General features: G+C 68.9%; 12 protein-coding genes and 1 tRNA gene. 5 read left to right on the top strand and 8 right to left on the bottom strand.

All coding sequences use genetic code 11. The features are described from left to right. Both ACYQ2W_RS12790 and ACYQ2W_RS12785 read left to right on the top strand, forming a co-directional pair. A partial coding sequence (locus tag ACYQ2W_RS12790; RefSeq protein ID WP_459867488.1) for a hypothetical protein occupies window positions 1-239 on the top strand: 239 nt, incomplete at its 5' end. A gap of 339 nt (window positions 240-578) precedes the next feature. Next, entirely contained in the window at window positions 579-1,631 is a 1,053-nt protein-coding gene (locus ACYQ2W_RS12785) for a Fic family protein (protein WP_459867485.1), read from the top strand. Window positions 1,632-1,671: 40 nt separating this feature from the next. Here the strand turns inward: ACYQ2W_RS12785 and ACYQ2W_RS12780 are convergent, their stop codons facing one another. Then, window positions 1,672-2,133: an antirestriction protein ArdA gene (locus ACYQ2W_RS12780; RefSeq protein WP_459867483.1), complete on the bottom strand. Its 462-nt coding sequence runs from the start codon at window positions 2,131-2,133 to the stop codon at window positions 1,672-1,674. 36 nt (window positions 2,134-2,169) lie between these two features. Then, the gene (locus ACYQ2W_RS12775; protein WP_459867481.1) at window positions 2,170-2,358 is read right to left on the bottom strand and encodes a hypothetical protein; all 189 of its coding nucleotides are present in this window, start codon (window positions 2,356-2,358) and stop codon (window positions 2,170-2,172) included. Between the two features lie 424 nt (window positions 2,359-2,782). Between ACYQ2W_RS12775 and ACYQ2W_RS12770 the strand changes: the two genes are divergently transcribed. From ACYQ2W_RS12770 to ACYQ2W_RS12760, 3 genes are all read left to right on the top strand, one after another. After that, entirely contained in the window at window positions 2,783-2,983 is a 201-nt protein-coding gene (locus tag ACYQ2W_RS12770; protein WP_459867479.1) for a hypothetical protein, read from the top strand. Between the two features lie 394 nt (window positions 2,984-3,377). Beyond that, the gene (locus ACYQ2W_RS12765) at window positions 3,378-4,088 is read left to right on the top strand and encodes a hypothetical protein (RefSeq protein WP_459867476.1); all 711 of its coding nucleotides are present in this window, start codon (window positions 3,378-3,380) and stop codon (window positions 4,086-4,088) included. Continuing rightward, window positions 4,085-4,552, top strand: coding sequence for a tyrosine-type recombinase/integrase (locus tag ACYQ2W_RS12760; RefSeq protein ID WP_459867473.1), 468 nt, complete (start codon window positions 4,085-4,087; stop codon window positions 4,550-4,552). The genes ACYQ2W_RS12765 and ACYQ2W_RS12760 overlap by 4 nt, the downstream gene beginning before the upstream one ends. A gap of 33 nt (window positions 4,553-4,585) precedes the next feature. Here ACYQ2W_RS12760 and ACYQ2W_RS12755 read toward each other — a convergent pair. From ACYQ2W_RS12755 to ACYQ2W_RS12730, 6 genes are all read right to left on the bottom strand, one after another. After that, a tRNA-Arg gene (locus ACYQ2W_RS12755) sits at window positions 4,586-4,662 on the bottom strand. Between the two features lie 205 nt (window positions 4,663-4,867). Then, window positions 4,868-5,929 carry a response regulator gene (locus ACYQ2W_RS12750; protein ID WP_459867470.1) on the bottom strand — a complete coding sequence of 354 codons (1,062 nt, stop codon included), beginning with the start codon at window positions 5,927-5,929 and terminating at the stop codon, window positions 4,868-4,870. 110 nt (window positions 5,930-6,039) lie between these two features. Further along, window positions 6,040-11,499: a transporter substrate-binding domain-containing protein gene (locus ACYQ2W_RS12745; RefSeq protein WP_459867467.1), complete on the bottom strand. Its 5,460-nt coding sequence runs from the start codon at window positions 11,497-11,499 to the stop codon at window positions 6,040-6,042. Between the two features lie 2 nt (window positions 11,500-11,501). Next, entirely contained in the window at window positions 11,502-11,882 is a 381-nt protein-coding gene (locus ACYQ2W_RS12740; RefSeq protein WP_459867464.1) for a response regulator, read from the bottom strand. A 147-nt stretch (window positions 11,883-12,029) separates the two neighbouring features. Then, window positions 12,030-15,104 carry a response regulator gene (locus ACYQ2W_RS12735; RefSeq protein WP_459867461.1) on the bottom strand — a complete coding sequence of 1,025 codons (3,075 nt, stop codon included), beginning with the start codon at window positions 15,102-15,104 and terminating at the stop codon, window positions 12,030-12,032. 183 nt (window positions 15,105-15,287) lie between these two features. Further along, window positions 15,288-22,736: a PAS domain S-box protein gene (locus ACYQ2W_RS12730; RefSeq protein WP_459867458.1), complete on the bottom strand. Its 7,449-nt coding sequence runs from the start codon at window positions 22,734-22,736 to the stop codon at window positions 15,288-15,290. Window positions 22,737-22,887: the final 151 nt, after the last annotated feature.

Raw genomic sequence — 22,887 nt, 5'->3', positions numbered from 1 at the left:
CCCTCCGCCTGATCGGTCCCGAGACCGAGCTGGCGAAGGTACGCAAGGCGGGGATGATCGCCGATCTCGGCGGGGTGAAGGTCTACCTCATCGGCGGCGGCTGGCTGGCGGACGGGAACCTCTACCGCGACTCCCAGAAGCTTCAGCGGATACGGGGTTTCTGGACCCGCTACTTCAAGGAGGCGGGTGCCGCCCTGGAGGGATACGGTGAACCGCTGCTCCTGACCGCGATTCAATAACTCCACTATCTGCTTGTTTCGTTGTTGGTTTCAGGCCATAACATCCAGGGATGGATGAAATCTTGCCGCAAGCGCGATTTTTCGTTCGACACGAAACGCGAATTTTCGCACAACAGAAAGAGCGAATAATCGCGCAGCACCTTTCGCGAGATAAAGACACCGACCCTCAGACCCCGGAGTAAAAACATTGCCAGGGAGACCTCCTTCGCTTACCAATCGAAGGACGCCACGGCTTCTCCGTAGGTCAACCCACCGCCAATATATGGGTATTTATGGGTAATTTTGCGGGTATGCCGAATACTCTTGCCTATTTGGGTATTTATGGGTATTCATATGGGTATGAGTCTTAACACCGCCACCCTGACCATCACCCCAGAAATCCTCGCCCTCATCGCCGAGTTGGACGAGTTCAAGGGCGCCTGGAGAGCGCTGGGCACGCTGGCCCCCGAGCGTCTGTCGGCGCTGCGCCGGGTGGCGACCATCGAGAGCATCGGCTCTTCCACGCGCATCGAAGGGAGCCGACTCACCGATTCGGAGGTGGCCGACCTGCTCGGTCGCCTGGAGATCAAAAAGTTCGACACCCGCGACGAACAGGAGGTGGCCGGATACGCCGAGGCCATGGAGACGATTTTCGCCCATGCCGACGCCATTGAACTGACCGAAAACCACATCCGGCAACTCCACTGCGATTTGCTGCGTTACAGCGCCAAAGACGAACGACACCGAGGGGAGTACAAGACCACCCATAACCACGTCAGCGCCTTCGACGCCGAAGGGCGGGAGATCGGCGTCGTTTTTGAGACCGCCACACCGTTCGAGACGCCCCGACGCATGGCGGAGCTGGTGTCCTGGACGCGGGACGCACTGGAGGAGAACGCCCTCCACCCTATCCTCATCGCCGCCCTGTTCACCGTCGTCTTTCTGGAAATCCACCCCTTCCAGGACGGCAACGGCAGGCTCTCAAGAGTCCTGACCACCCTCCTCCTGCTGCGTTCCGGCTACGCCTACGTACCGTTCAGCTCACTGGAGAGCGTCATCGAGCAGAGCAAGGAGGGATACTACCTGGCGCTGCGCGCCACCCAAACCACCATTCGAAAGGACGCCCCCGACTGGCAGCCGTGGGTCGTCTACTTCCTGCGCGCACTGCAAAAGCAGAAGCAGCGGCTGGAGGCAAAAATCCAGCGCGAGCGGATATTGATCGAATCCCTGCCCGATCTGTCGGTCCAGATACTCGAACTTGCCAAAGCCCACGGACACCTGTCTATCGGGCAACTTCTCCACCTCACCGGCGCCAACCGCAATACCATAAAAAAGCACCTCCGAATGCTGGTAAAAGACCACCACCTCGTCCAGCACGGGAAGGGCAAAGGGACATGGTACGGGCGGGGATAAAGACCGACCCTCGCCTGGAGGCGAGGACCGGCCACCGGGATCAGAAATCGTTGGCGTTGGTGACGATCCGGTCGTAACGGAGTTCGGCGATCTCGCCGTTGATCTTCATGTCGCGGGCCATGGCGTCGTAGTCGATGTAGAAGCGGAGGTTGTCGGGAAGCTCATAGCACTCTTCGACCAGTTCGGCGGCGTAGTCGGAGGCGGTGCCGTCGTAGAGGCAAACCTCGTCGTAGCGGTCCAGGGCATCCTCCAGGTCGTAACCGCAGTCGAGCAGGAAGAGGAGCTGCTGGGCTTCTTCCTGGAGGTTGCGGTAGATGTTCACCAGCGTCCCTTTCTCGATCTTCAGGCGTTTGTCGATGGGATCGACGAAGAACGGGAGCTTGCGGCGTCCCCGCCCGTCAGTCTCGGAGGCCCGTTTCATCTGGCGCTCCGACAGTTCGATTCCGATCTCCGACAGGACCATCCGCGCCTGTCTCAGGTCCACGTAACAAGGTATCTGCATTTCGGTCCACACCTCCTTTCCAAACGGCCACTCCGGCTAGATCGAGAACTCCTCGGCGGCGGAGCGGTACGGCCCGTCGCTGTAGAGGCGGTCGATCTTCTGGCCCAGCCCGTTCCGGGCCTCCACCTCGTCGCCGAACCCGTTGGTCGGATTGAGGTAGAGGGAGGCGCCTCGCGAGTAGCGCACGGAGAAGTCGTCCTCGACCTCCCGCAGCTTGCTTCTCAAACAGCGCCCGGCGAATTTCGTGGATGGTCATTTCCCCCTTCACTTTGATCTGCATTGCGTCCCTCCTCTGCACTTATCCCCACAATTTCCATAGTACAACCCTAGGTATTAATAATTCGTTAGCAACACGTTTTCCGGTAGCCGCGCCCGGCGATTCGGCAGCCGCCTCCGGCGCCCCACAACCGCTTCTGCTTTCTCTCTCGGCGAGCGTTCCGGCCTGCGGCCCTCCCCGGCTCCCACCACAGCACCTCCGCGCCGCGTCCCGTCTCCCAACGGCGGCGGGGTTCACTGCTTTTCAGCCTTCTCCTCCTCCCGGTGCGTTGCGTCCTCCCGCCCACGGCCCTTTCCCGCCAATGACGGTGACGGGGGGCAAGCGGGAAAGGCCCCGATGGGCGGGGCCTGACGCACGAAAAGGAGAACAAGGATGTGCAAGCTTTTCACCCCTTCAGACCTCCGGGATAAACGGGACGGCGAGCTGAGCGCGCTGTTTCGGCGGATCGCCGGAGAGATGGCGCAGACGGCGCCGGACTCACCCGAGCGGCAAGCGGCGCAAACCAGCCTGGAGAACATCCGGCTGGAGCTGAGCGCCCGTCGCCACCGGCGACCGAAGCCGCCCGGCGGCTGAAAAACGCGGCCAACGGGTCAAGCCGGTTCCCTTCCGGGGACCGGCTTTTTCTTGTGGGGCTGCGACACGAGGGGGACGCGAGGAACCGCCCACGGCGGATGGGGGAAGCTGTCGCCATGAACAGAAGCCTCAATGACGACGACACCGGTCACCGCCCTTTCACGGCGGAGTCCCGCCCCCGGATCGCGCCTCGCCTGATCCGGATGCGGGACGCGCCCGACTACCTGGGCATGGATCGCCACAGATTCAACGAGGCGGTGCGCCCCTACGTGACCGAAATCCCCCTCGGCAGGCAGTCCATCGCCTTCGACCGGCTTGAACTGGATGCGTGGGTGGATGAATATATACGGTGCAACGGACGTCGTCTGAAGGCCGAAAGACTGGAGGACGACCTATGTCGAAACGCAACAAAATGCCGGGGCTCCGCCTCAGGGGCGGTATCTGGCACATCGAGAAGCGCTGCAAGGAGTGCAAAAGTGGATGGCTCCACGAAAGCACGGGAAAGGCTAGCCGCTCTGAGGCGGAAGCCTACCTGATCCAGCGTTTGGCCGAACTCAAGGACGAAGCGCGGCGGAAGGACCAGGGGTTCTACACCTTCGAGGAGGCCGCTCTGCGGTATCTCGAAGAGATCGCCGACAAGTCCTCCGCCGATACGGTGGCGATGCACCTGGACCAGCTCCTCCCCTTTCTCGGGCGGAGGCCGCTGGAACAGGTCCATGACGGCACCCTCAAGGCGTATGTGGACCATGAGACGGGGCGCGGCAAGGCGCCCAAGTCGATCAACAACGGGATCGGCGTCGTCTCGGCGGTCCTCAACCGGGCGGCGCGGGTCTGGCGGAGCGAGGAAGGGACGCCCTGGCTGCGACAGGCCCCGCCGCGACTGAGCCGGTTGTCCACCAAGGGGAAGCAGGCGAAGCCCTATCCCCTGTCGTGGGCGGAACAGGACCGGCTCTTCGGGGAGCTTCCGGCCCATCTGGAGGAAGCGGCGCTCTTCGCCGTGAACACCGGATGCCGGGAGCAGGAGGTCTGCCAGCTCCGCTGGGAGTGGGAGGGGCAGAGATTCCGGACCTGGAGACCTCGGTCTTCATCCTGCCGGAGTCGATGACCAAGACCAGCACGGAGCGGATCGTGGTCCTCAACCAGGAGGCCCGGAGGGTGGTGGAGGCGCGGCGCGGGGTTCACCCCGAGTTCGTCTTCACCTACAAGGGACGTGGGCTCGGCAAGCTTCGCACCAGCGCCTGGAGGCGCGCCTGGGAGGCCGCCGAGCTGCCCGAGGAGCCCGGTATCCTCAAGGGGGTCCACAACCTGCGCCACACCTTCGGGAGGCGCCTGAGGGGCGCGAAGGTGCCCGTGGAGACCCGCAAGGCGCTGTTGGGCCACGCCAACGGCGACATCACCACCCACTACTCCGCGGCCGAGTTGTGGGAGCTGATCGAAGCGGTGGAGAAGATCGTGGATCGGGGGGTCGCCGAGACCCCGACGTTGACGGGGCAATCCGTCGGCAAAAAGGGCCTGTCGGCAAACGGATCGAATAATGGGTCGGCAAAAAGAAAAGGGCTAGCCGCCTAACGACAGCTAACCCTTTGCTTTTTTTGCCAAATATGGCGCGCCAGGAAGGATTCGAACCTCCGACCGCCTGGTTCGTAGCCAGGTACTCTATCCAACTGAGCTACTGGCGCGTTGGAAGAGGCGCGTATTATGTGGATCAGGGCAGGGGCTGTCAACTCTTTTTCACAAAAAGATCGTTCGCGGCGGGAGGGTCGGTGGATTCGGCAAGGGGTTCGGCGAGCCTGACTCCGCTGCCCCCGTTCGCGTCGGCGCGGTAGCGCCGACCTACGGGACTACGCTGCGTCTCCGCGTTTCACCGCCCTGCGTCGGAAAGGGCTAATCATCCGGCAGCTCCAGCGCCAGCGCCGGGTTCTCTGCGTAGCGCTCCTTGATCTCCAGCATCTCCGGCAGCACCTCGTGGAACACCGGTACCAGGGTGGGATCGAAATGGGCGCCGCTGGTCTCGTCGATCAGCTTCACCGCCTCCTCCACCGTCCATGCCCGCTTGTAGGGGCGCTCGGTGGTCAGCGCGTCGAAAACGTCGGCGATGGCGATGATCCGGCCGGAGAGCGGGATGGCGTCGCCGGCGAGTCGTGACGGGTAGCCGGAGCCGTCCCACTTCTCGTGGTGGGCCAGCGAGATCTCGCGCGACATGCGCATCAGCTCCGAGGGGTGGTCGCCGATGATCGCGGCGCCGAATTCGGGGTGCTTGCGCATCACCGCCCACTCCTGGTCGTCGAGCTTGCCCGGCTTGAGCAGGATGTGGTCGGGGATGCCGATCTTGCCGATGTCGTGCATCGGCGCGGCGTTGAACACCAGCTCCGCCCAATCGTGGCCGACGTTGAGCGCCTCGGCGATCAGCCGCGCGTAGTGGCTCATGCGGATGACGTGGAGGCCGGTCTCGTTGTCCTTGAATTCGGCGGCGCGGCCGAGCCGGCGGATCACCTCCAGGCGGGTGCGGTTGAGCTCCTCGGTGCGCTCGGCCACCTTGCGCTCCAGTTCGCGGTTCTGGTCGTAGAGGGCGAGCTGGGTGCGCACCCGCGCCTGCACGATGGGTGGGCTGATCGGCTTGGTGATGTAGTCCACCGCGCCCAGCTCCAGTCCCATCCGCTCGTCCTCCACCTCGCTCTTGGCGGTAATGAAGATCACCGGGATCTTACGCGTGGCGGGGTCGCCCTTGAGCCGCCGGCACACCTCGTAGCCGTCCATGCCGGGCATCATGATGTCGAGCAGGATCATGTCGGGCTTGGGCGTGGCGGCGGCGATCTTCAGCGCCTTCTCGCCGTTCAGCGCCGCCTTCACCTTGTAGTCGGGGCGCAGCACGCCGCTCAGCACGTCGATGTTCTCGGGGGTGTCGTCGACCACCAGGATGGTCTGTTTTTCCAGCAGCTCGCTCATGGGAGGATCCCTCGCTTGGTTATCCGTTCCCCCGGCGGCGATCGCCGCCGGGGGAGATGGGGACGGTTGGCCCCCTTGTTCGTGTCGGCAGAAAGGCGCGCCGTCACCTCCTAAGAAAGTACCTTCTCAAGACGTTCGAGGGCGTCCAGGGCGGCCTCGAAATCGTAGGCGTCGACCTCGCCGGCCACCGCCTTCAGCGCCTCGCCGTGGACACCGCCGACCAGCAGCGGCGCCAGTTCGTCGATCACCACGCCGGCGCCGGTATCGTCCTCTTCGAGCAGCCCACGCAGCCGCCCGAGCAGCTCCCGGACCCTCGCCACGTCCAGTTCGCCGACGGCGGCCGTCGTTGGCCCCGGTTGGTCGAGCCCTTCCAGGGAGGCGATCACCGGGCGGAGTGCATCGACCACCGCGGTGAGCCGCTCCTCGACCGAACCGCCCTCGTCGCGGCAGGCCATCTCCAGCGCCTTCGCCGCCTCCTGCACGCCACGCGCGCCGATGTTGCCGGCCACCCCCTTGAGGGTGTGGGCAAGCCGTTCCGCCACGCTCGGGTCTTCGTCGCCGAGCGCCGCACGGAACGTCTGGTCGAAGCCGCGTTGGGCGTCACGGAACTTGCGCAGCAGCTTGCGGTAGAGCTTGCGGTTGCCCTGCGCAGTGGTCAGCCCCGCCTCGACGTCGATCCCCACCAACTCCGGCAACCCGATCTCTGCCAAATTCTCGCCGGATCCCGACGCCGATCCCTCTCCCTCCGCCAATGCCACCACGCCCGCCTCCACGGAGGGCGTGATCCAACGAGCCATGGTGGCGAACATCTCGTTGACGTTGATCGGCTTGGCGATGTGGTCGTTCATCCCCGCCGCAAGCACCTTCTCGCGGTCGCCGGCCATGGCGTTGGCGGTCATCGCGATCACCGGCAGCTCCGCCCACTCGGGCCGCCTGCGGATCTCGGCGGTGGCGGTGTAGCCGTCCATCACCGGCATCTGGCAGTCCATCAGCACGCCGTCGAACGGCTCCCGAGCCAGCCACTCCAGCGCCTCGTGGCCGTTGTTCGCCACCGCCACGCTGAGGCCGTTGGCGGTCAGCAGCTCGAGGGCCAGCTCCTGATTGATCTCGTTGTCCTCGACCAGCAGCACCTTTGCCCCGCGCAGTGCGGTCAGCCCCTCCAGCGCCGCCTCGCGGCGGGCGTTGGCGTTGTCGTCCACCACCCGCGTGCGCAGCCCGCCCGGCTCTCCCTCCACCCGCCGCCTGCGCGGCACGCTGCCCCGTTGCAGACCGAGCCGCGCGGTGAAGTGGAAGGTGCTCCCCGCCCCGGGCGCGCTGACCACCCCGATCTCGCCACCCATCAGCTCGGTGAGCCGCTTGGAGATGGCCAGGCCGAGTCCGGTGCCGCCGTACTTGCGGGTGGTCGAGGCATCCGCCTGGGAGAACGACTGGAACAGCTTGGCCTGCTGCTCGGCGCTCATGCCGATGCCGGAGTCGCGCACCGAGAAGCGCAGCAGCACCGCCTCGTCCGTACTCTCCAGCACCTCCACCCCGACCACGATCTCGTCCCCCGCCGCGGTGAACTTGACCGCGTTGTTGCCCAGGTTGGTGAGCACCTGGCCGAGGCGCAGCGGGTCGCCGACCAACGCGGTGGGCAGCTCCGGCGGCAGCCGGAACGTCAGCTTCACCCCCTTCTCCTCGGCCTTCATCCCGACCAGGCTGGCGAGGTTGTCCATCACGTCTTCCAGGCGGAAGGGGATCGTCTCCACGTCCAGCTTGCCGGCCTCGATCTTGGAGAAGTCGAGGATGTCGTTGATGATGCCGAGCAGCGACACGGCCGAGCGGTGGACCTTCTCGATGTAGTTGCGCTGGCGGCGCGAGAGGTCGGTCTGCAGCGCCAGGTGGGACATGCCGATGATCGCGTTCATCGGCGTGCGAATCTCGTGGCTCATGTTGGCGAGGAAGTCGGACTTCGCCTGGGTCGCCTCCTCGGCCGCCTCCTTCGCCTCCAGCGCCGCCTGCTGCGCCCGCTTGTGCTCGCGCAGGTCGACGAAGGCGCCGACCAGGCCGCCGGGGCTGCCGTCGCTCAGGCGAAAACCCGAAACCGAGTAGAGGGTGTCGTGCAGCTCGCCGTCGGCGAACGGGATCGACATCTCCTTGGCGATACTCTCGGCCTCGGCGATCAACCACTCGTCCTCGCGCTGACAATGCTCGCGATCCGCCTGCGGCAAATGCTCCAGCCCCACCGACCGCTTGCCGATCAGCTGCCCGCGGTCGATCCCCAGAGTCTCCTCGAAGGCGCGATTGACGCCGATGAAGCGCGAGTCCGCTCCCTTGTAGAAAAGCGGATAGGGGACGGTGTCGATCAGCGCCTGCTGGAACTCCAGTTGGTCGGCGATGCGTTGGTGCGCCGCCCGCTCCTCGGTGACGTCGCGGAAGCTGACCACCGCGCCGCGGGTCTCGCCGGCCACCAGCAGCGCGGTGGTGGCGTACTCGATCGGCAGGGCGCTGCCGTCCTTGCGCCAGAACAGCTCCTCGCTCACCCGCCGCGGCTTGCCGTCGCGGGCGGTGAGGTACATCGGGCACTCCTCGTGGGGGTAGGGTCGGCCGTCGGCGTGACGGTGATGGATCAGCGCGTGGATCTCCTCGCCGAGCAGTTCCCCGGAGGTGAAGCCGAGCAACCGCGCCGCCGCCGGATTGATGAAGGTGACCCGCCCGTTGCGGTCCATGCCGAAGATCCCCTCGGTGACCGTCTCCAACACCAGTTTGGCCTGGCGTTCCAGGTCCTCGCTGCGCTCGCGTAGCGCCTCGTCGTCGAGGCGCCGTTCGATCGCCGCCCCCAACTGCTTGGCCAGTTCATCGATCAGCGTCCGCTCCTCCCGCAGGAACGGTCCCTCGTCGCATTCGGCGCGCCGCTCCAGGTAGACCACCTCGATCTCTCCCGCCACCTCGCCGCGCACCCGCACCCGCGCCGTCTGCACCCACAGGGTGCGCCGATACCCCTCCCCGACCACCTCACGCCCGCGGTAGGCGATGCGCACGCGGGCGATCTCGGGGTACTGCCAGCCGGAGGGGAGCAGCGCCACCGCGGTGCTGAACACCGCCTCCAGCGGCCAGTCGCGCCGGTCGAGCAGCGAGGAGAAGGCGTACAGACAGGTCTGCTCCTCGACCCGCAGGCGCAGGTCGCGGGCCTGGGCGCGCAGCGCCTCCTCGCGCTCGTGGACCTTACGGTTGAGCCGACGGTTCCAGAAGCCGATCACCGCGATCAGGGTGAGCAGCAGCGCGGCACCGCCGCCGCCCCACAGCACCACCCGGTGCCAGTCGAGACCGAAGGCGTACTGCACGTTGACCCAACGGTTCTTGATCGCGACGCGGGCCGGTTCGTCGATGGCGGCGAGCGCCTGGTCGAGGATCGCCACCAGCTCCGGCCAATCCTTGCGCACCGCCATCGCCAGGTCGAAGGTGTATTCGGTGGGCGCCGCCACCTTCAGCGTTTCGTTGAGCGTCAGCCGCTTCATCTCGTGGGTCGCCGCCGCCAGGTTGAGCAGGCCGGCGTCCACCTGCCGCGCCTCCACCGCCTGCAGCACCGCAGCCACCGAGTCGAAGGCCACCGCCACCACCTCCGGGTGGTCGCGCACCAGCCCCTCGTGGGTGATGTAGCCCTCCACCACCCCCACCCGGCGCCACTTGAGATCGCCGATGCCGCCTACGTAATCGGCGTCGCGGCGGGTCACCAGCACCACCGGGAAGGAGATGTAGGGGCGGGTGAAGCGCAGGTAGCGGCGCCGCTCCTCGGAGGGGGTGGCCATCGGCAGCAGGTCCACCTCACCGGCCTTGGCGGCGGCCAACACCTCGCTCCAGGGACGCGGCTCCCCCGGCGCCATTTCCACCCCGAGGCGCCGCGCCACCTCGTCGACGAAGCCCGCCGAGATGCCGCTGTAGCGCCCTTCCTCGTCGAAGAACTCGAAGGGCGGCCAGACGGGATCGACACCGAGACGGATCGTCGGGTGGGCCTCCAGCCACGCCCGCTGGTCCGCGCTCAGCCCGATCTCCGCCGGACGCGCCTTGGCCTGTTGCGTCTCCAGCGGCAGCAGCCAGCGGCGGTAGAGGGCGTTGCGCTCCTCCGGGGTGACCGCCGCCAGCGCCCGGTCGAGCACCGCGCGCAGCGGCGCGCGCTCCTTCGCCACCGCCATGTAGAGGGTGGTCTCGTCACCGCCCTGCAGCGCCACCTCGCCGGCCACCTGGAGGTTGGGCATGGCATTCTCGCGCAACAGATGGTTGACCACTCCGAAGCTGCCGACGAAGCCATCCGCGCGGCCGAAGGAGACCGCCTTCAACCCCTCCAAGGCGTTGGCCACCGGATGCTGAACGATCCCCGGATGGCGTTGCGCCATCAGCTCGGCGATCGAGTAGCCCTCGACCACCGCCACCCGCCGCCCCTTCAGCTCGTCCAGTCCCTCGAGCGAGTCCCCGCGGCGCATCACCAGTACCGAGGGGTTGCTCAGATAGCCCTGGGTGAAGGCGTATTTGGCCTCGCGCTGCGGGGTCTTGTAGATCGCCGGCAGGATGTCGAGCTGGCCGGCTTCGAAGCGCTTCATCAGCTCCACCCAGGTGTAGCCGTGGACGAACTCCAGCGGCAGCCCCGCCTTCGCCGCGGCCAGCCGCAGCAACTCGTTGGAGTAGCCGGTGGCGCGGCCGCCGTCGACGAAGTCGAACGGCGGCCAGTCGCGCTCCGCGCCGACCCGGTAGGGGCCGGGATGGGCGGCCAGCCACGCCTGCTCGGCGGCGCTCCAGGTCACCGCCCGCGCGCGCGCGCCCTCCTCGCCCGCCCATTTGGCGAGGATCGCCTGCATCTCCTCCTCGCCCACCGCGTCCAGCGCCTGCTGCAGCAGATCGCGCAACCGCGTGTGCCCCTTGGGGACGCCGATGGCGAGCACCGAGGAGGTCCCTTCGGTGCGGCCGTGGACCTTCAGGTTGGCGATCACCTCGCGGTGCATCAGATAGATCGCCGCCGCCCGGTTGCCGACGTAGGCGTCCGCCTCGCCGCGGGCCACCGCGTCGAGGGCGTGGGCGGTGTCGGGGTACTCCAGCACGGTGGTCGAGGGGTACTGCTCGCGGAAGCGACCGACGTTGGCGAAGCCCGCCTCCAGGGCGATCCGCTTGCCCGCCAGCGCCTTCTCGGAGGCGATGTAGGGGGCATCCCGCGGCGCGACGATGACGTGTGGCACGTTGAGGTAGGGGGCGGTGAATTCGAAGAGTTTCTCCCGCTCCGGCTTCGGGGTGATGTCGAGGACCGCGTCGAGGCGACCCGCGACGGTATCGTCGTAGAGCGGCTTCCACGGACCCGGCACCAGCTCCAGCGCCCCGTCCAACTGCCGGTTGAGGCGCGCCACCAGGTCCACCCCGATGCCACGCGGGCGGCCGCGTTCATCGACGAAATCGAACGGCGGCCAGCCATCCATCATGCCGATGCGGATCGGCCGGTGATCGGCCAGCCAGACGCGGTCGGCGTCGCTGAGCGCCGCCGCCGCGGCCGCCGCGGAGAACAGCAGCAGCGCGAGCAGGGCGAACGGTAAGAACAGGCGGCCCATGGCTACCCAAGCGCCGCCGCCACGCCGGCAAGGAGCCGCTCGGGCACCACCGGCTTGCTCAGATAGTCGAGCGCGCCGAGGGCGAGGCCGGCGTCGCGCTCGGCCGGATCGAGATGGCCGGTGACGAAGAGCACCGGGATCGCCGCGGTGGCCGGGTCGGCCTTCAGTCGGCGGCACACCTCGTAGCCGTCCATCTCCGGCATCATCACGTCGAGCAGGATCAGGTCCGGCCCCGGCGCCCTGGCCGCCACCGTCAGCGCCTTCTCGCCGCTGGTCGCCGCCTTCACCTTGTAGCGCCCCTGGAGGATGCCCTTGATCAGATCGATGTTGGCGGGGGTGTCATCCACCACCAGCACCACCGGTTTGTCGTCATTGTCGCTCATGGCGTCCCTTTGTACCTGCCCATTCACTCACTATTAGTGCCCAAATTTCCGCAACTTGCGGGGGTTGGCGGAAAGGGCGCCATCGCCGCCTTGGGGCCGCTCCTACAGGGGAAGGCGCCTCCCCCGACGCCGACCGGTGTCCTCGTCTCAGCCACCCTGCGCAAACCCCGCCTCCACCGCGGCCAGCGCCTCCTGCGCGGTGTCGAAATCGTACTCTTCCACCGCCGCCGCCACCGCCGCCAGCGCCTCGGCGTGGGCCGACCCGGCGAGCAGCGGCGCCAACGCCTCGATCAGCTCGCTGGCGTCGGTATCGTCGTCCTCGAGCAGCTCGCGCAGCCGCCCGAGCAGCGGCCGAATCCGTTCGCCATCCGCCGCACCGCCCGCCGCGGACGCCGCGACAGGCTGGTCGAGCCCTTCGAGCGCGGCGATCACTGGATCGAGCTGTTCGAGCACCCCGGCGAGCCGCGCCCCAATCTGCTCATGGGCTTCCGCGGACCCGTCCCGACAGGCCATCTCCAACGCCGCCGCCGCCTCGCGCACCCCGTCCGCCCCGATATTGCCCGCCACCCCCTTGAGGGTGTGGGCGGCACGCTCGGCGGCAGCGCCGTCCTCCCCGGCGAGGGCCGCGCGAAAACGCCCGGCGAACCCCCGCTCCGCATCCCGGAACTTGCCGAGCAGCTTGCGATAGAGCTTGCCGTTCCCCAGCGCGGTAGCCAGCCCCGCCTCGACGTCGATCCCCGCCAACTCCGGCAGCCCAATCTCTGCCAAATTCTCGCTGGATCCCACCCCCGATCCCTCTCCCTCCGCCAACGCCCCCACGGAGGGCGTGATCCAGCGAGCCATGGTGTTGAACATCTCGTTGACGTTGATCGGCTTGGCGATGTGGTCGTTCATCCCCGCCGCGAGCACCTTCTCGCGATCGCCGGCCATGGCGTTGGCGGTCATCGCGATCACCGGCAGCTCGGCCCACTCGGACCGCTTGCGGATCTCGGCGGTGGCGGTATAGCCATCCATCACCGGCATCTGGCAATCCATCAGCACCCCGTCGAACGCCCCGTCGGCCAACCGCGCCAGCGCCTCGCGCCCGTCGTTGGCCACCACCACCTGGATGCCGTTGTTGACCAGCAGCTCCAGCGCCAGCTCCTGGTTGATCTCGTTGTCCTCGACCAGCAGCACGCGGGCGCCGCGCAGCTTCGCCACCGCCTCCTGCACCTCCTCCCGCCGGCTGCCGCCCCGCACCTCCGCCACCTCGCGGCCCATCGCCGCGAACACCGCGTCGAGCAGCGTCGAGGCGGTCACCGGTTTGGTCAGGAAGCCGGCCAGCGCCACCCCATGTGCCTCCTGCTGCGCCTCCTCGCGCCCGTAGGCGGTGACCATGATCACCGTCGGCAGGTTCTTCAGCTCGCGCCCCTGCTGGATCGCGCGGGTGGTCTCGATGCCGTCCATGCCGGGCATCTTCCAGTCCATCAGCACCAGTTGGTAGGGCTCCTCCCGGTCCGCCCGTTCGAGCAGCGCAAGCGCACTCTCGCCGCTCCCCGCCGGATCGACCCGCAGGCCGAAGCCGGCGAGCATCTGGGCGAGGATCTCGCGCGAGGTGGCGTTGTCGTCGACCACCAGCACGCGCAACGCGCCCAGCTCGCCGGCCAGCGCATGGCGCGGCGAGGGCGTCCCCCGCTGGCGGCCGAAGCGCGCGGTGAAGTGGAAGGTGCTGCCCGCGCCGGGGGCGCTCTCGACACCGATCTCGCCATCCATCAGCTGGGTGAGCTTGCGCGAGATGGCCAGCCCCAGGCCGGTGCCGCCGTACTTGCGGGTGGTCGAGCTGTCGGCCTGGGAGAAGGAGCGGAACAGCTTCGCCTGCTGCGCCGCATCCATGCCGATGCCGGAGTCGCGCACCGCGAAGCGCAGCAGCACCTCCTCGTCGCGCTCCTCCTCGACCGTCACCGCCACCTCGATCTCGCCCCCCGCCTCGGTGAACTTGACCGCGTTGTTGCCCAGGTTGGTGAGCACCTGACCGAGGCGTAGCGGGTCGCCGATCAGCGCGGTGGGCAGCCCCGGCGCCAGGCGGAACATCAGCTCCACCCCGCGCTCCTCGGCCTTCAGCCCGACCAGGTTGGCGAGGTTGTCCATGACGTCTTCGAGGCGGAACTCGACCCGCTCCATGTCGAGCTTGCCCGCCTCGATCTTGGAGAAGTCGAGGATGTCGTTGATGATCCCCAGCAGCGACTCGGCCGAGCGGTGGACCTTCTCGATGTAGTTGCGCTGCTTGCGCGTCAGCTCGGTCTGCAACGCCAGGTGGGACATGCCGATGATCGCGTTCATCGGCGTGCGGATCTCGTGGCTCATGTTGGCGAGGAAATCGGACTTGGCCCGGGTGGCCTCTTCGGCGGCCTCCTTGGCCTCCTCCAGCTCGCGGGTGCGCTCGGCGACCAGCGCTTCCAGCTGCTTCTGGTGGTCGGCCAGCGCGGCGCGCGCCCGGTCGGCCTCCTCGGCGAGGCGCAGCGCCGCGGCCCGTTCGCGGCGCAGCTCCTCGCCGTTGCGCCGCATCTCCGCCTCCGCCTGGCGGGTGCGATGCTGCTCCAGGGCGAAGGCGCCGATCAGCCGCGCAAAGCGGGCGAGGAAGCCGAGGACGTGCGGCAGCTTGGCCTCGTCCATCACCGGCGCCGCGTTCACCGCCGCCAGGTAGGCCGGCTCGTCGAAGCCGAAGGCCCGTGCCTGAGCGCGGAAGAAGTCGAGATCCGGCGCCTGCAGGTGGAACTGGCCGATGAAGACGTTGGCGACGTGGTGGCCGCCGATGACGATGGGCGCGGCGCAGTCGGTCATGCCGTTCCTGCAGCGATACATGGTGAAGTCCTGGCCCGCCTCCAGGCGCAGGGCGAGGTCGGTATCGCTCTCGATGCAGTTGGCGCAGCTGCGCGGGTCGACGCGGTGAAAGTCGGTGCACGCCTTCTGCCAGCGCGCCGCGGCGAGCACCTCGCCGTGCAGGTCGATGATCGCCGCGGCGATGCCGACCGCTTCGCAGTAGCCGGTGAACAGCTCCTGCAGCTGCTCGCGCCGGACCAGTTCGGCAAACTCGCGGTAGACCTCCTCGCCCGCCTCCGCGACGACCTCGGCGCCGACCGCCGGCAACTCGCTCTCCGCCGACACCGGTTCGGAGCGCTCCCGCCGCGCCGCCGCGGCCGGCGCGTCGACCTCCCGTTGCGGGTTGTCAGGGTTGTTGTTCATAACGTCGCATACCGATCTGTTTGTATTCCCGCATCGCCGTAACCGCGGGCTGTAGGAGCGGCCCCTAGGCCGCGATGGGGCGAAGTGCCCAAATTTCCGTAACTTGCGGGGGTTAACGGAAAGGGCGCCATCGCGGCCTTGGGGCCGCTCCTACAGGGGAAGGTGCCGACCGGTGTCCTCACCTCAGCCACCCTGCGCAAACCCCGCCTCCACCGCCGCCAGCGCCTCCAGCGCAGTGTCGAAATCGTACTCCTCCACCGCCGCCGCCACCGCCGCCAGCGCCTCGGCGTGGGCCGACCCGGCGAGCGGCGGGGCCAACGCCTCGATCACCTCGCTGGCGGCGGTGTCGTCGTCCTCGAGCAGCTCGCGCAGCCGCCCGAGCAGCGGCCGAATCCGTTCGCCGTCCGCCGCACCGCCCGCCGCGGACGCCGCGACAGGCTGGTCGAGCCCTTCGAGCGCGGCGATCACCGGATCGAGCTGTTCGAGCACCCCGGCGAGCCGCGCCTCGACATCCTCCGCCCCCTCCTTGCAGGCGAACTCCAACCCCTTCGCCGCCTCCTGCACCGAGCGCGCCCCGATGTTGCCCGCCACCCCCTTGAGGGTATGGGCGGCGCGCTCGGCCGCGCTGGGGTCATCCCCCTCGACCGCCGCGCGGAACTGCGCCGCGAAGTCCCGCTGACTATCCCGGAACTTGCCCAACAACCGCCGATAGAGCTTCGCGTTCCCCTGGGTCGTCGCCAGCCCTGCATCCGTATCGATCCCCACCAACGGCGGCAATCCAATCTCTTCCACACTCTCGCTGGATACCGGCGTCGACTCCCCAACCTCCCTCAACGCCTCCCCTCCGATATCCACGGAGGGCGTTATCCAGCGAGCCATGGTGGCGTACATCTCGCGGACGTTGATCGGTTTGCCGATGTGGTCGTTCATCCCCGCCGCGACCACCCGCTCGCGGTCACCGGCCATCACGTTGGCGGTCATCGCGATCACCGGCAGCCCCGCCCACTCCGGCCGCTTGCGGATCTCGCGGGTGGCGCTGTAACCGTCCATCACCGGCATCTGGCAATCCATCAACACCCCGTCGAAGCGCTCCTGTTCGAGAATCTCCAGCGCCTCGCGCCCGTTCTCCGCCACCCGCGCGGTGATCCCGCCACCGGCGAGCAGCTCCAGGGCCAACTCCTGGTTGATCTCGTTGTCCTCCACCAGCAGCACCCGCGCGCCGCGCAGCTTGGTCGCCGCCGCCAGCTCCTCCTCGGCGCGGTGACCGCCGTGGCCCACCTCGGCCACCTCGTGGCCGAACGCCTCCATGATCGCGTCGAGCAGCGCGGAGGGGGAGACCGGCTTGGCCAGCACGCCGGCGAACTGCGCGCCGTCGGCGGCGTCCAGCGCCTCCTCGCGGCCGTAGGCGGTGACCAGCAACACCGGCGGCAGCGCGCGGGAGGCCGCGGCGAGGCTGCGCTGGAGCCGCCGGGTGGTCTCGATGCCATCCATCACCGGCATCATCCAGTCGGTCACCACCAGGTCGAACGTCTCACCCTCCACCGCCTCCAGCGCCGCCGCGCCGCTCGCCACGCCGGTCACCTGGAAGTCGAAGGAGCGCAGGATCTCCACCAGGATCTCGCGGGCGGTGGCGTTGTCGTCCACCGCCAGCACCCGCAACCCCTTCAGCTCGGGCAGCTCCGGCTTGCGCCGGCCCACCTGCTCGCCGGACTGGCGACCGAAGGTGGCGGTGAAGTGGAAGGTGCTGCCGGCGCCCTCCGCGCTGTCGACGCCGATCTCGCCGCCCATCATCTCGGTGAGCCGCTTGGAGATGGTCAGGCCGAGGCCGGTACCGCCGTATTTGCGGGTGGTCGAACTGTCGGCCTGGCTGAACGAACGGAACAGCCTGGTCTGCTGCTCCGGGGTCATGCCGATGCCGGAGTCGCGCACCGCGAAGGAGAGCTTCGCCTGCACCTCGTCGACCGCCACCACCCGGGTGGTCACCACGATCTCGCCCCGGTCGGTGAACTTCACCGCGTTGTTGCCCAGGTTGACCAGGATCTGGCCGAGGCGCAGCGGGTCGCCGATCAGCGCCATCGGCACGTCGGCGGCGGTGTCGAAGAGCAGCTCGATGCCCTTCTCCTCGGCCTTCAGGCCGACCAGATTGGCGAGGTTGTCGAGCACGTCCTCGAGGCGGAAGGGGGTCGACTCCATGTCCATCTTGCCCGCCTCGATCTTGGAGAAGTCGAGGATGTCGTTGATGATGCCGAGCAGCGACTCGGCCGAGCGGCTCACCTTCTCCACGTAGTTGCGCTGCTTGGCATTGAGATCGGTCTTCAGCGCCAGGTTGGACATGCCGATGATCGCGTTCATCGGCGTGCGGATCTCGTGGGACATGTTCGCGAGGAAGTCGCTCTTCGCCCGGGTGGCCTCCTCGGCGGCGGCCTTGGCCCGCTCCAGGGCCAGATGCGCCTCGCGCTGCTCGGTGATGTCGCGGAAGGTGATCACCGCGCCGACCAGCTCCCCCTCCTTCTGCAGCGGCACGCTGGAGTACTCCACCTCGAAGGCCGAGCCGTCCTTGCGCCACAGCACCTCGTCGTCGACGTGGTGGGTCTCGCCGCGGGTGTAGGCGGCGTACATCGGGCAGCTCTCCAGCGGGTACTCGCGGCCGTCGGCGTGGGAGTGGTGAACCAGTGCGTGGACCTTGTGGCCGATCAGTTCCTCGCGGGAATAGCCGAGCAGTTGCTCCACCGCCGGGTTGACGAAGGTCAGCCGCCCCTCGCGGTCGACCCCGAAGATCCCCTCACCGGCGGCCTGGAGGAGCAGCCGGGCACGCTCCTCGGCGATGCTCAGCTCCTCCTCGGCGGTCTTGCGCGCCGCCTCGGAGCGCAGCGCGAGGATGCCGTGGGCGAGGTTGTCGGCGAGCCGGCCGAGCAGCTCCACCCGCTCCTCGTCGGTATCGCCACCGAAGGTCTCACCGTCACCGGAGTAGACCGACAGCGCGCCGAAGGCGTCGCCGTGCTGGCGCAGCGGCACCACGATCACCGAGTGGTAGCCGCGCTCCAGCGCCGCGTCGCGCCAGGTCTCCGCCATCGGGTCGGCGGCGACGTCGTCGATCACCACCGGCCGGCCGGTGCGGATCACCGTACCGCAGGGACAGTGGCCCGTCTTCACCTCGTCCCAGCTCAGCGGCAGCAGGTTGATGAAGCCCTTCTCGTAGCCGTAGCGCGCCTCCACCCCGATCGCCTTGTCGCCGCTGCGCCGCTCGTAGCCGATCCACGCCATGCGCCGGCCGTTGGCCTCCACCAGGATGCGGCACACCTCGTGGAGCAGCTGCTTCTCGGTGAGCGACTCCATCACCGCCTCGTTGATCAGCGACAGGGTGTGCAGGTCGCGGTTGGAGCGGGCGATGCGCGCCTCGTCCTCCTTGCGCGGGGTGATATCGCGCACCACCGCCACCACCAGCAGGCCGCCGTCGGTGTCGATCGGGCTGAGGCTCACCTCGGCGGGGAAGGTGCTGCCGTCGGCGCGCTGGCCACGCAGCTCCAAGGCGCGGCGGGTCAGCTCCGGGCGCGGCGCCGTCAGATAGCCGTCGCGCAAGCCGACATGGGCCGTGCGTACCCCGGCGGGTACCAGCACCTCCACCTTCTCGCCGAGCAGCGCCTCGCGGGCGTAGCCGAAGACCCGCTCCACCTGGGAGTTGACCAGCACCAGGGTGCCGCCCTGATCGACCACGATCATCGCGTCGGGGGCCGACTCCATCAGCGCGGCGAAGCGCTCCCGGGCGGCCTTGCGCTCGGTGATGTCCATCAGCGTCACCCGCGCCTCGACCACCGCCCCCGCGGCGTCGCGGATCGGCAGCGCCGAGAGGGTGGCGGTGAGCCAGCCCACGTCACCGCCGCGGCGCAGCGCCACCTCGCGGTCGACCAGCGCGACCCCGTCGATCACCTCGCCGAAGGCCTCGGCGTCATCCGGCAGCAGCTCGGCCCAGCGCAGCGTCTCGAACGCCTCGCGCGGATAGCCGGCCAGCTCGGCGAAGGCGCGGTTGTGCTTGAGAAAACCGCCGTCGGGGGCGAGCGAGGCGTAGGCCACCGGGGCGTTCTCGTAGAGGTCCCACATCCGCTCCTCGCGTTCGCGCAGCTCGGCGGTGCGCTCCTCCACCCGCTCCTCCAGCTCCGCCTTGGAGCGGCTCAGACTGCGGTGGATCGCCCGCCCCATGAGGAAGGTGACGCTGGTCAGCCCGAGCGCCAGCAGCACGGTGGCGCCGAGCACGCCGAGGGCGACGTCGCGCAGGGCGCGGTAGGTGGCGAGCACCTCGGCGCGGTCGAGCTCGGTGATCACGCCGAGGCCGAGCCGCTCGTCCCAGCGCCAGGCGCCGAGCACCGGTACCCCGCGGTAGTCGCGGTAACCCTCGATGTCGACCCCGGCGCGGCCGGCCAGCGCCTCGTCCACGGCGTGGGTCAGCGGGCGTTCGCCCGCGGCCGGCGCGTCCCCCTCGCGCAGGTCGACGCCGGGGTCGCGCAGTGCGATGTTGAGCAGGCTGAGCGCCTCCCCCTTGAGCAGGCCGAGCCCGCGCAGCTGCTGATCGAAGCGGCTGCGCGAGACCATCCGCCCGTCGCGATCGGCGAGATAGGTCTCGCCGGAGTCGCCGACCCGGCCGCTCTGGGTGATCGCGCTGAAGCCGCGGTAGGCGTCGATGCGCAGCGCCAGCGCCGCCATCACCTCGCCCTCGGCATCGCGAATCGGCGCGGCGACGAACAGCGACGCCTCCTCCACCCCGTCGGCGGAGAGGCGCGCCGCGTCGCGCAGCGGCGGGATCAGCAGGGTCTCGCCGTGGAGCACCCTGCGCAGCAGCCCGCCGCGCTGGACGGCGATCGGGTTCTGCGCACCGAGCCCGCCGTCAGCGAGGGCGGCGACACTCACCCCGGCCGGCGAGATGATGTAGAAGCCGAGATCGCCGAAGTGCCGGCGGTAGTGGGCAAAGACCTTGCGGATGGCAGCGAGCTGCGGGCTGCCGGCGAGTGCCGTAGCGCTCGGCGGCACCTTCAGCAACTGCTCGGTGGCGGCTGCCACGGCGGGCTCGTCGGAGAGCGTCGAGGCGCGCATGCGCCAGCCGTCGAGCCACACCCGGAGCGCCTCGTCGGTGGTCTCCAGCACGGTCTTCAGGGTCTCCCCGGCCTGCACCCGGATGCGTTTCTCAACCAGCGTCAGGGCGACGCTGGCGATGACGAAGACGACGCAGAGAAAAAGCACGATGCCGGCGCCGCCGAACAGCCGCGCCTGGGCCGAGCCGAGCAGCTCCGCCGGGTCGCGCCGGCGCAGCAGCCGCGCACCCCACAGCGCCACCGCGGCGAGCGCCAGTGCCACCGCGGCGATCGCCGCCCACGGCAGGCGAACCGCCTCGCCGGGCACCACCGCCTGCGCGGTGCGCAGTTGCAGATCGGCCGCCGAGATGCCGCTGGCGCGGTAGAGCGCCTGGCGCTCGTCGTCGCCGATGGCGGCGAACGCCTGGTCGAGGATCGACACCAGCTGCGGCCAGTCCTTGCGCACCCCCACCGCCAGCTCGAAGGTGTAGCCGGCCGGCGCCGCCACCTCCAGCCCGTCGATGCCGAGGCGCTTCAAATAGTGGTTGGCGGAGGCGAGATTGCCGACGAAGAGGTCGCTGGCCCCGCTCTTCAACGCCCGCAGCCCCGCCTCGAAGTCCTTCGCCGGCACCAGTTGCCCCGCCAGCCCGCGACCGCGCAGCCACTCCTCGGTGGCGTAGCCGGCGACCACCCCGATGCGCTTGCCGGCTGCCGCCTCCAGGCCGGCGATGCGCGGCTCGCCGGCGCGCTGCAACACCACCACCGGCACCGACAGGTAGGGCTTGGTGAAGGCGAGGTAGTCGCGCCGCCCGGCGGTCGGCGCGACCAGGGTGAGGAGATCCACCCGGTGCGTCTCGGCCTGCTCCACCACCTCGCCCCAGGGGCGGTCCGGCGGCGCCGTGAAGGTGACGCCGAGCTCGCGCGCCAGGCGGCGGAAGTAGTGACCGGAGACCCCCTCCAGCCGTCCCCCCTCGATCCACTCGAAGGGCGACCAGGCGCGATCGGAACCGAGGCGGATCACCGGGTGTCCGGCGAGCCAGCGCCGCTCCTCGTCGCTGAGGCGATCGAGCAGGCGCTGACCGCGGCCCTCGGCGACGCGGAACACCCGCCCCGGCCCGTTGCCGATCCAGCGCGCCTCCAGCGCCGCCAGCTCCTCCAGACCCACCCGGTCCATGCCGGCGGCGATCCGATCGAGCAGCTCGCCGCGGCCGGCCGCCACCGCGTAGTGCATCGACCGGGTGGGGAAATCCCCCGCGGTGGCGACGATCCGTCCGGCCAGCCCGCTACGGTTGAGCCGCGCCTCGAGCACCGGCTCCTCGCCGACCAGCGCATCGACGCGCCCGGCGAGCAGCGCCTCGATCGCCTCGCGATAGTGGGCGAAGGGGACGAAGTGACGACCCGGGTAGCGCGCCTCCAGGACCTTCACGTCGAACGGCTCGGGAACGCCGATGGGGCGCTCACCAAACCCCTCCAGGGTCGCCGGGGGCGTCTCGCCGGCGCGTCCGTAGAGGGTGACGCGGGTCTCGTAGAAGGGGATGGAAAAGGCGAAATCGTCGCCGAAACGCGGCTCCGGATCGAGGAGGCCGTGGACGTCCGCCTCGCCGGAGCGCAGCGCCTCGCGCGAACCGGCCCAGTCGCTCACCAGGAAGCGCACCGCCCGCCCGCTCTTCTGCGACCAGAGCCGCCAGTAGTCGGGCACCAGCCCCGCCGCCTCGCCGTGATCGTCGACCATCGAGAAGGGCGGATCATCCCGCGGCAGGGCGACGATCAGCGCCGCCTCGCCCGCCCCCGCGCCGCCGCCGGCATCGGTGGCCCAGCGCCGGCCGACGGCGCGCCGCTCCTCCTCGCCGATCCGCGCCATCCCCCGGTCGATCACCTCGAGCAGCGCCCGCTCCCCCTGGCGCACCGCCACCCGCCAGTCGCTGCGGTAGAGCAGTTGACCGTCGGAGATGCGGTAGTCGGCGAGCATGCCGCGGCGGCGCAGGTGATAGAGGCCGGTGGGGGTATCGGCAGCGAAGGCGCGCAACCGCCCCGCGGCCAGCGCGTCGAGGATCGCGTCGTAATCGGGGTAGGGGACCACCGCATCGGCCGGCAGCCGCTCCTTCAGGTAGCCCTCGACGTAGTCCCCGGCGAGCACCCCGACGCGGAACGCCGCCAGCTGGTCGAGCGACTGGATCGCCGGCAGCGAGCGGTGGACGAAGACGTGGGTATCGGTACGGCGCAGCACCGCGCCGTAGTCGAGAAAGCGGTCGCGCGCCTCGCTGTAGAAGAGCCCGGCGTGGGCCTCGGCGCGGCCGTCGCGCATCCGCTCCAGGGTGCCGCTCCAACTGTCGGGCTGCCAGTCGACGGCAATACCGCTCTTCTCCGACCAGAGGCGCCACAGGTCGATGATCATCCCCGCCGGCTCGCCGCTGTCGTTGCGGAACTGGAAGGGGACGCAGTCGACGCAGTAGGTGACCGAGATGCGCGTCGGGGGGGCATCCGCCGCCGGTGCCGGCCCAGACCACCCGACGAGCGCGAGAAGCAGCAGCGGGAGCCAAGCGAAGCGGGTCGTTGTCGTTGTTCTCATTCTTCCCTCCCCGAGCCATCCCGCCGCCGGGAAGCCCCTCATGACGGCGAACGACGGCCCCTCTCTCTCACGCCCCGTTCCGACAGCGGCCCCACTGAGGTTTTTCCCTAGTTTAGTTGAGGAGAATGACCCGAAGACAGGGCGGCGCAAA

This window comes from Endothiovibrio diazotrophicus, from assembly GCF_054657215.1.
Note: the sequence above shows the minus strand (reverse complement) of the source record. Positions and strands in the feature narration are given on the sequence as shown.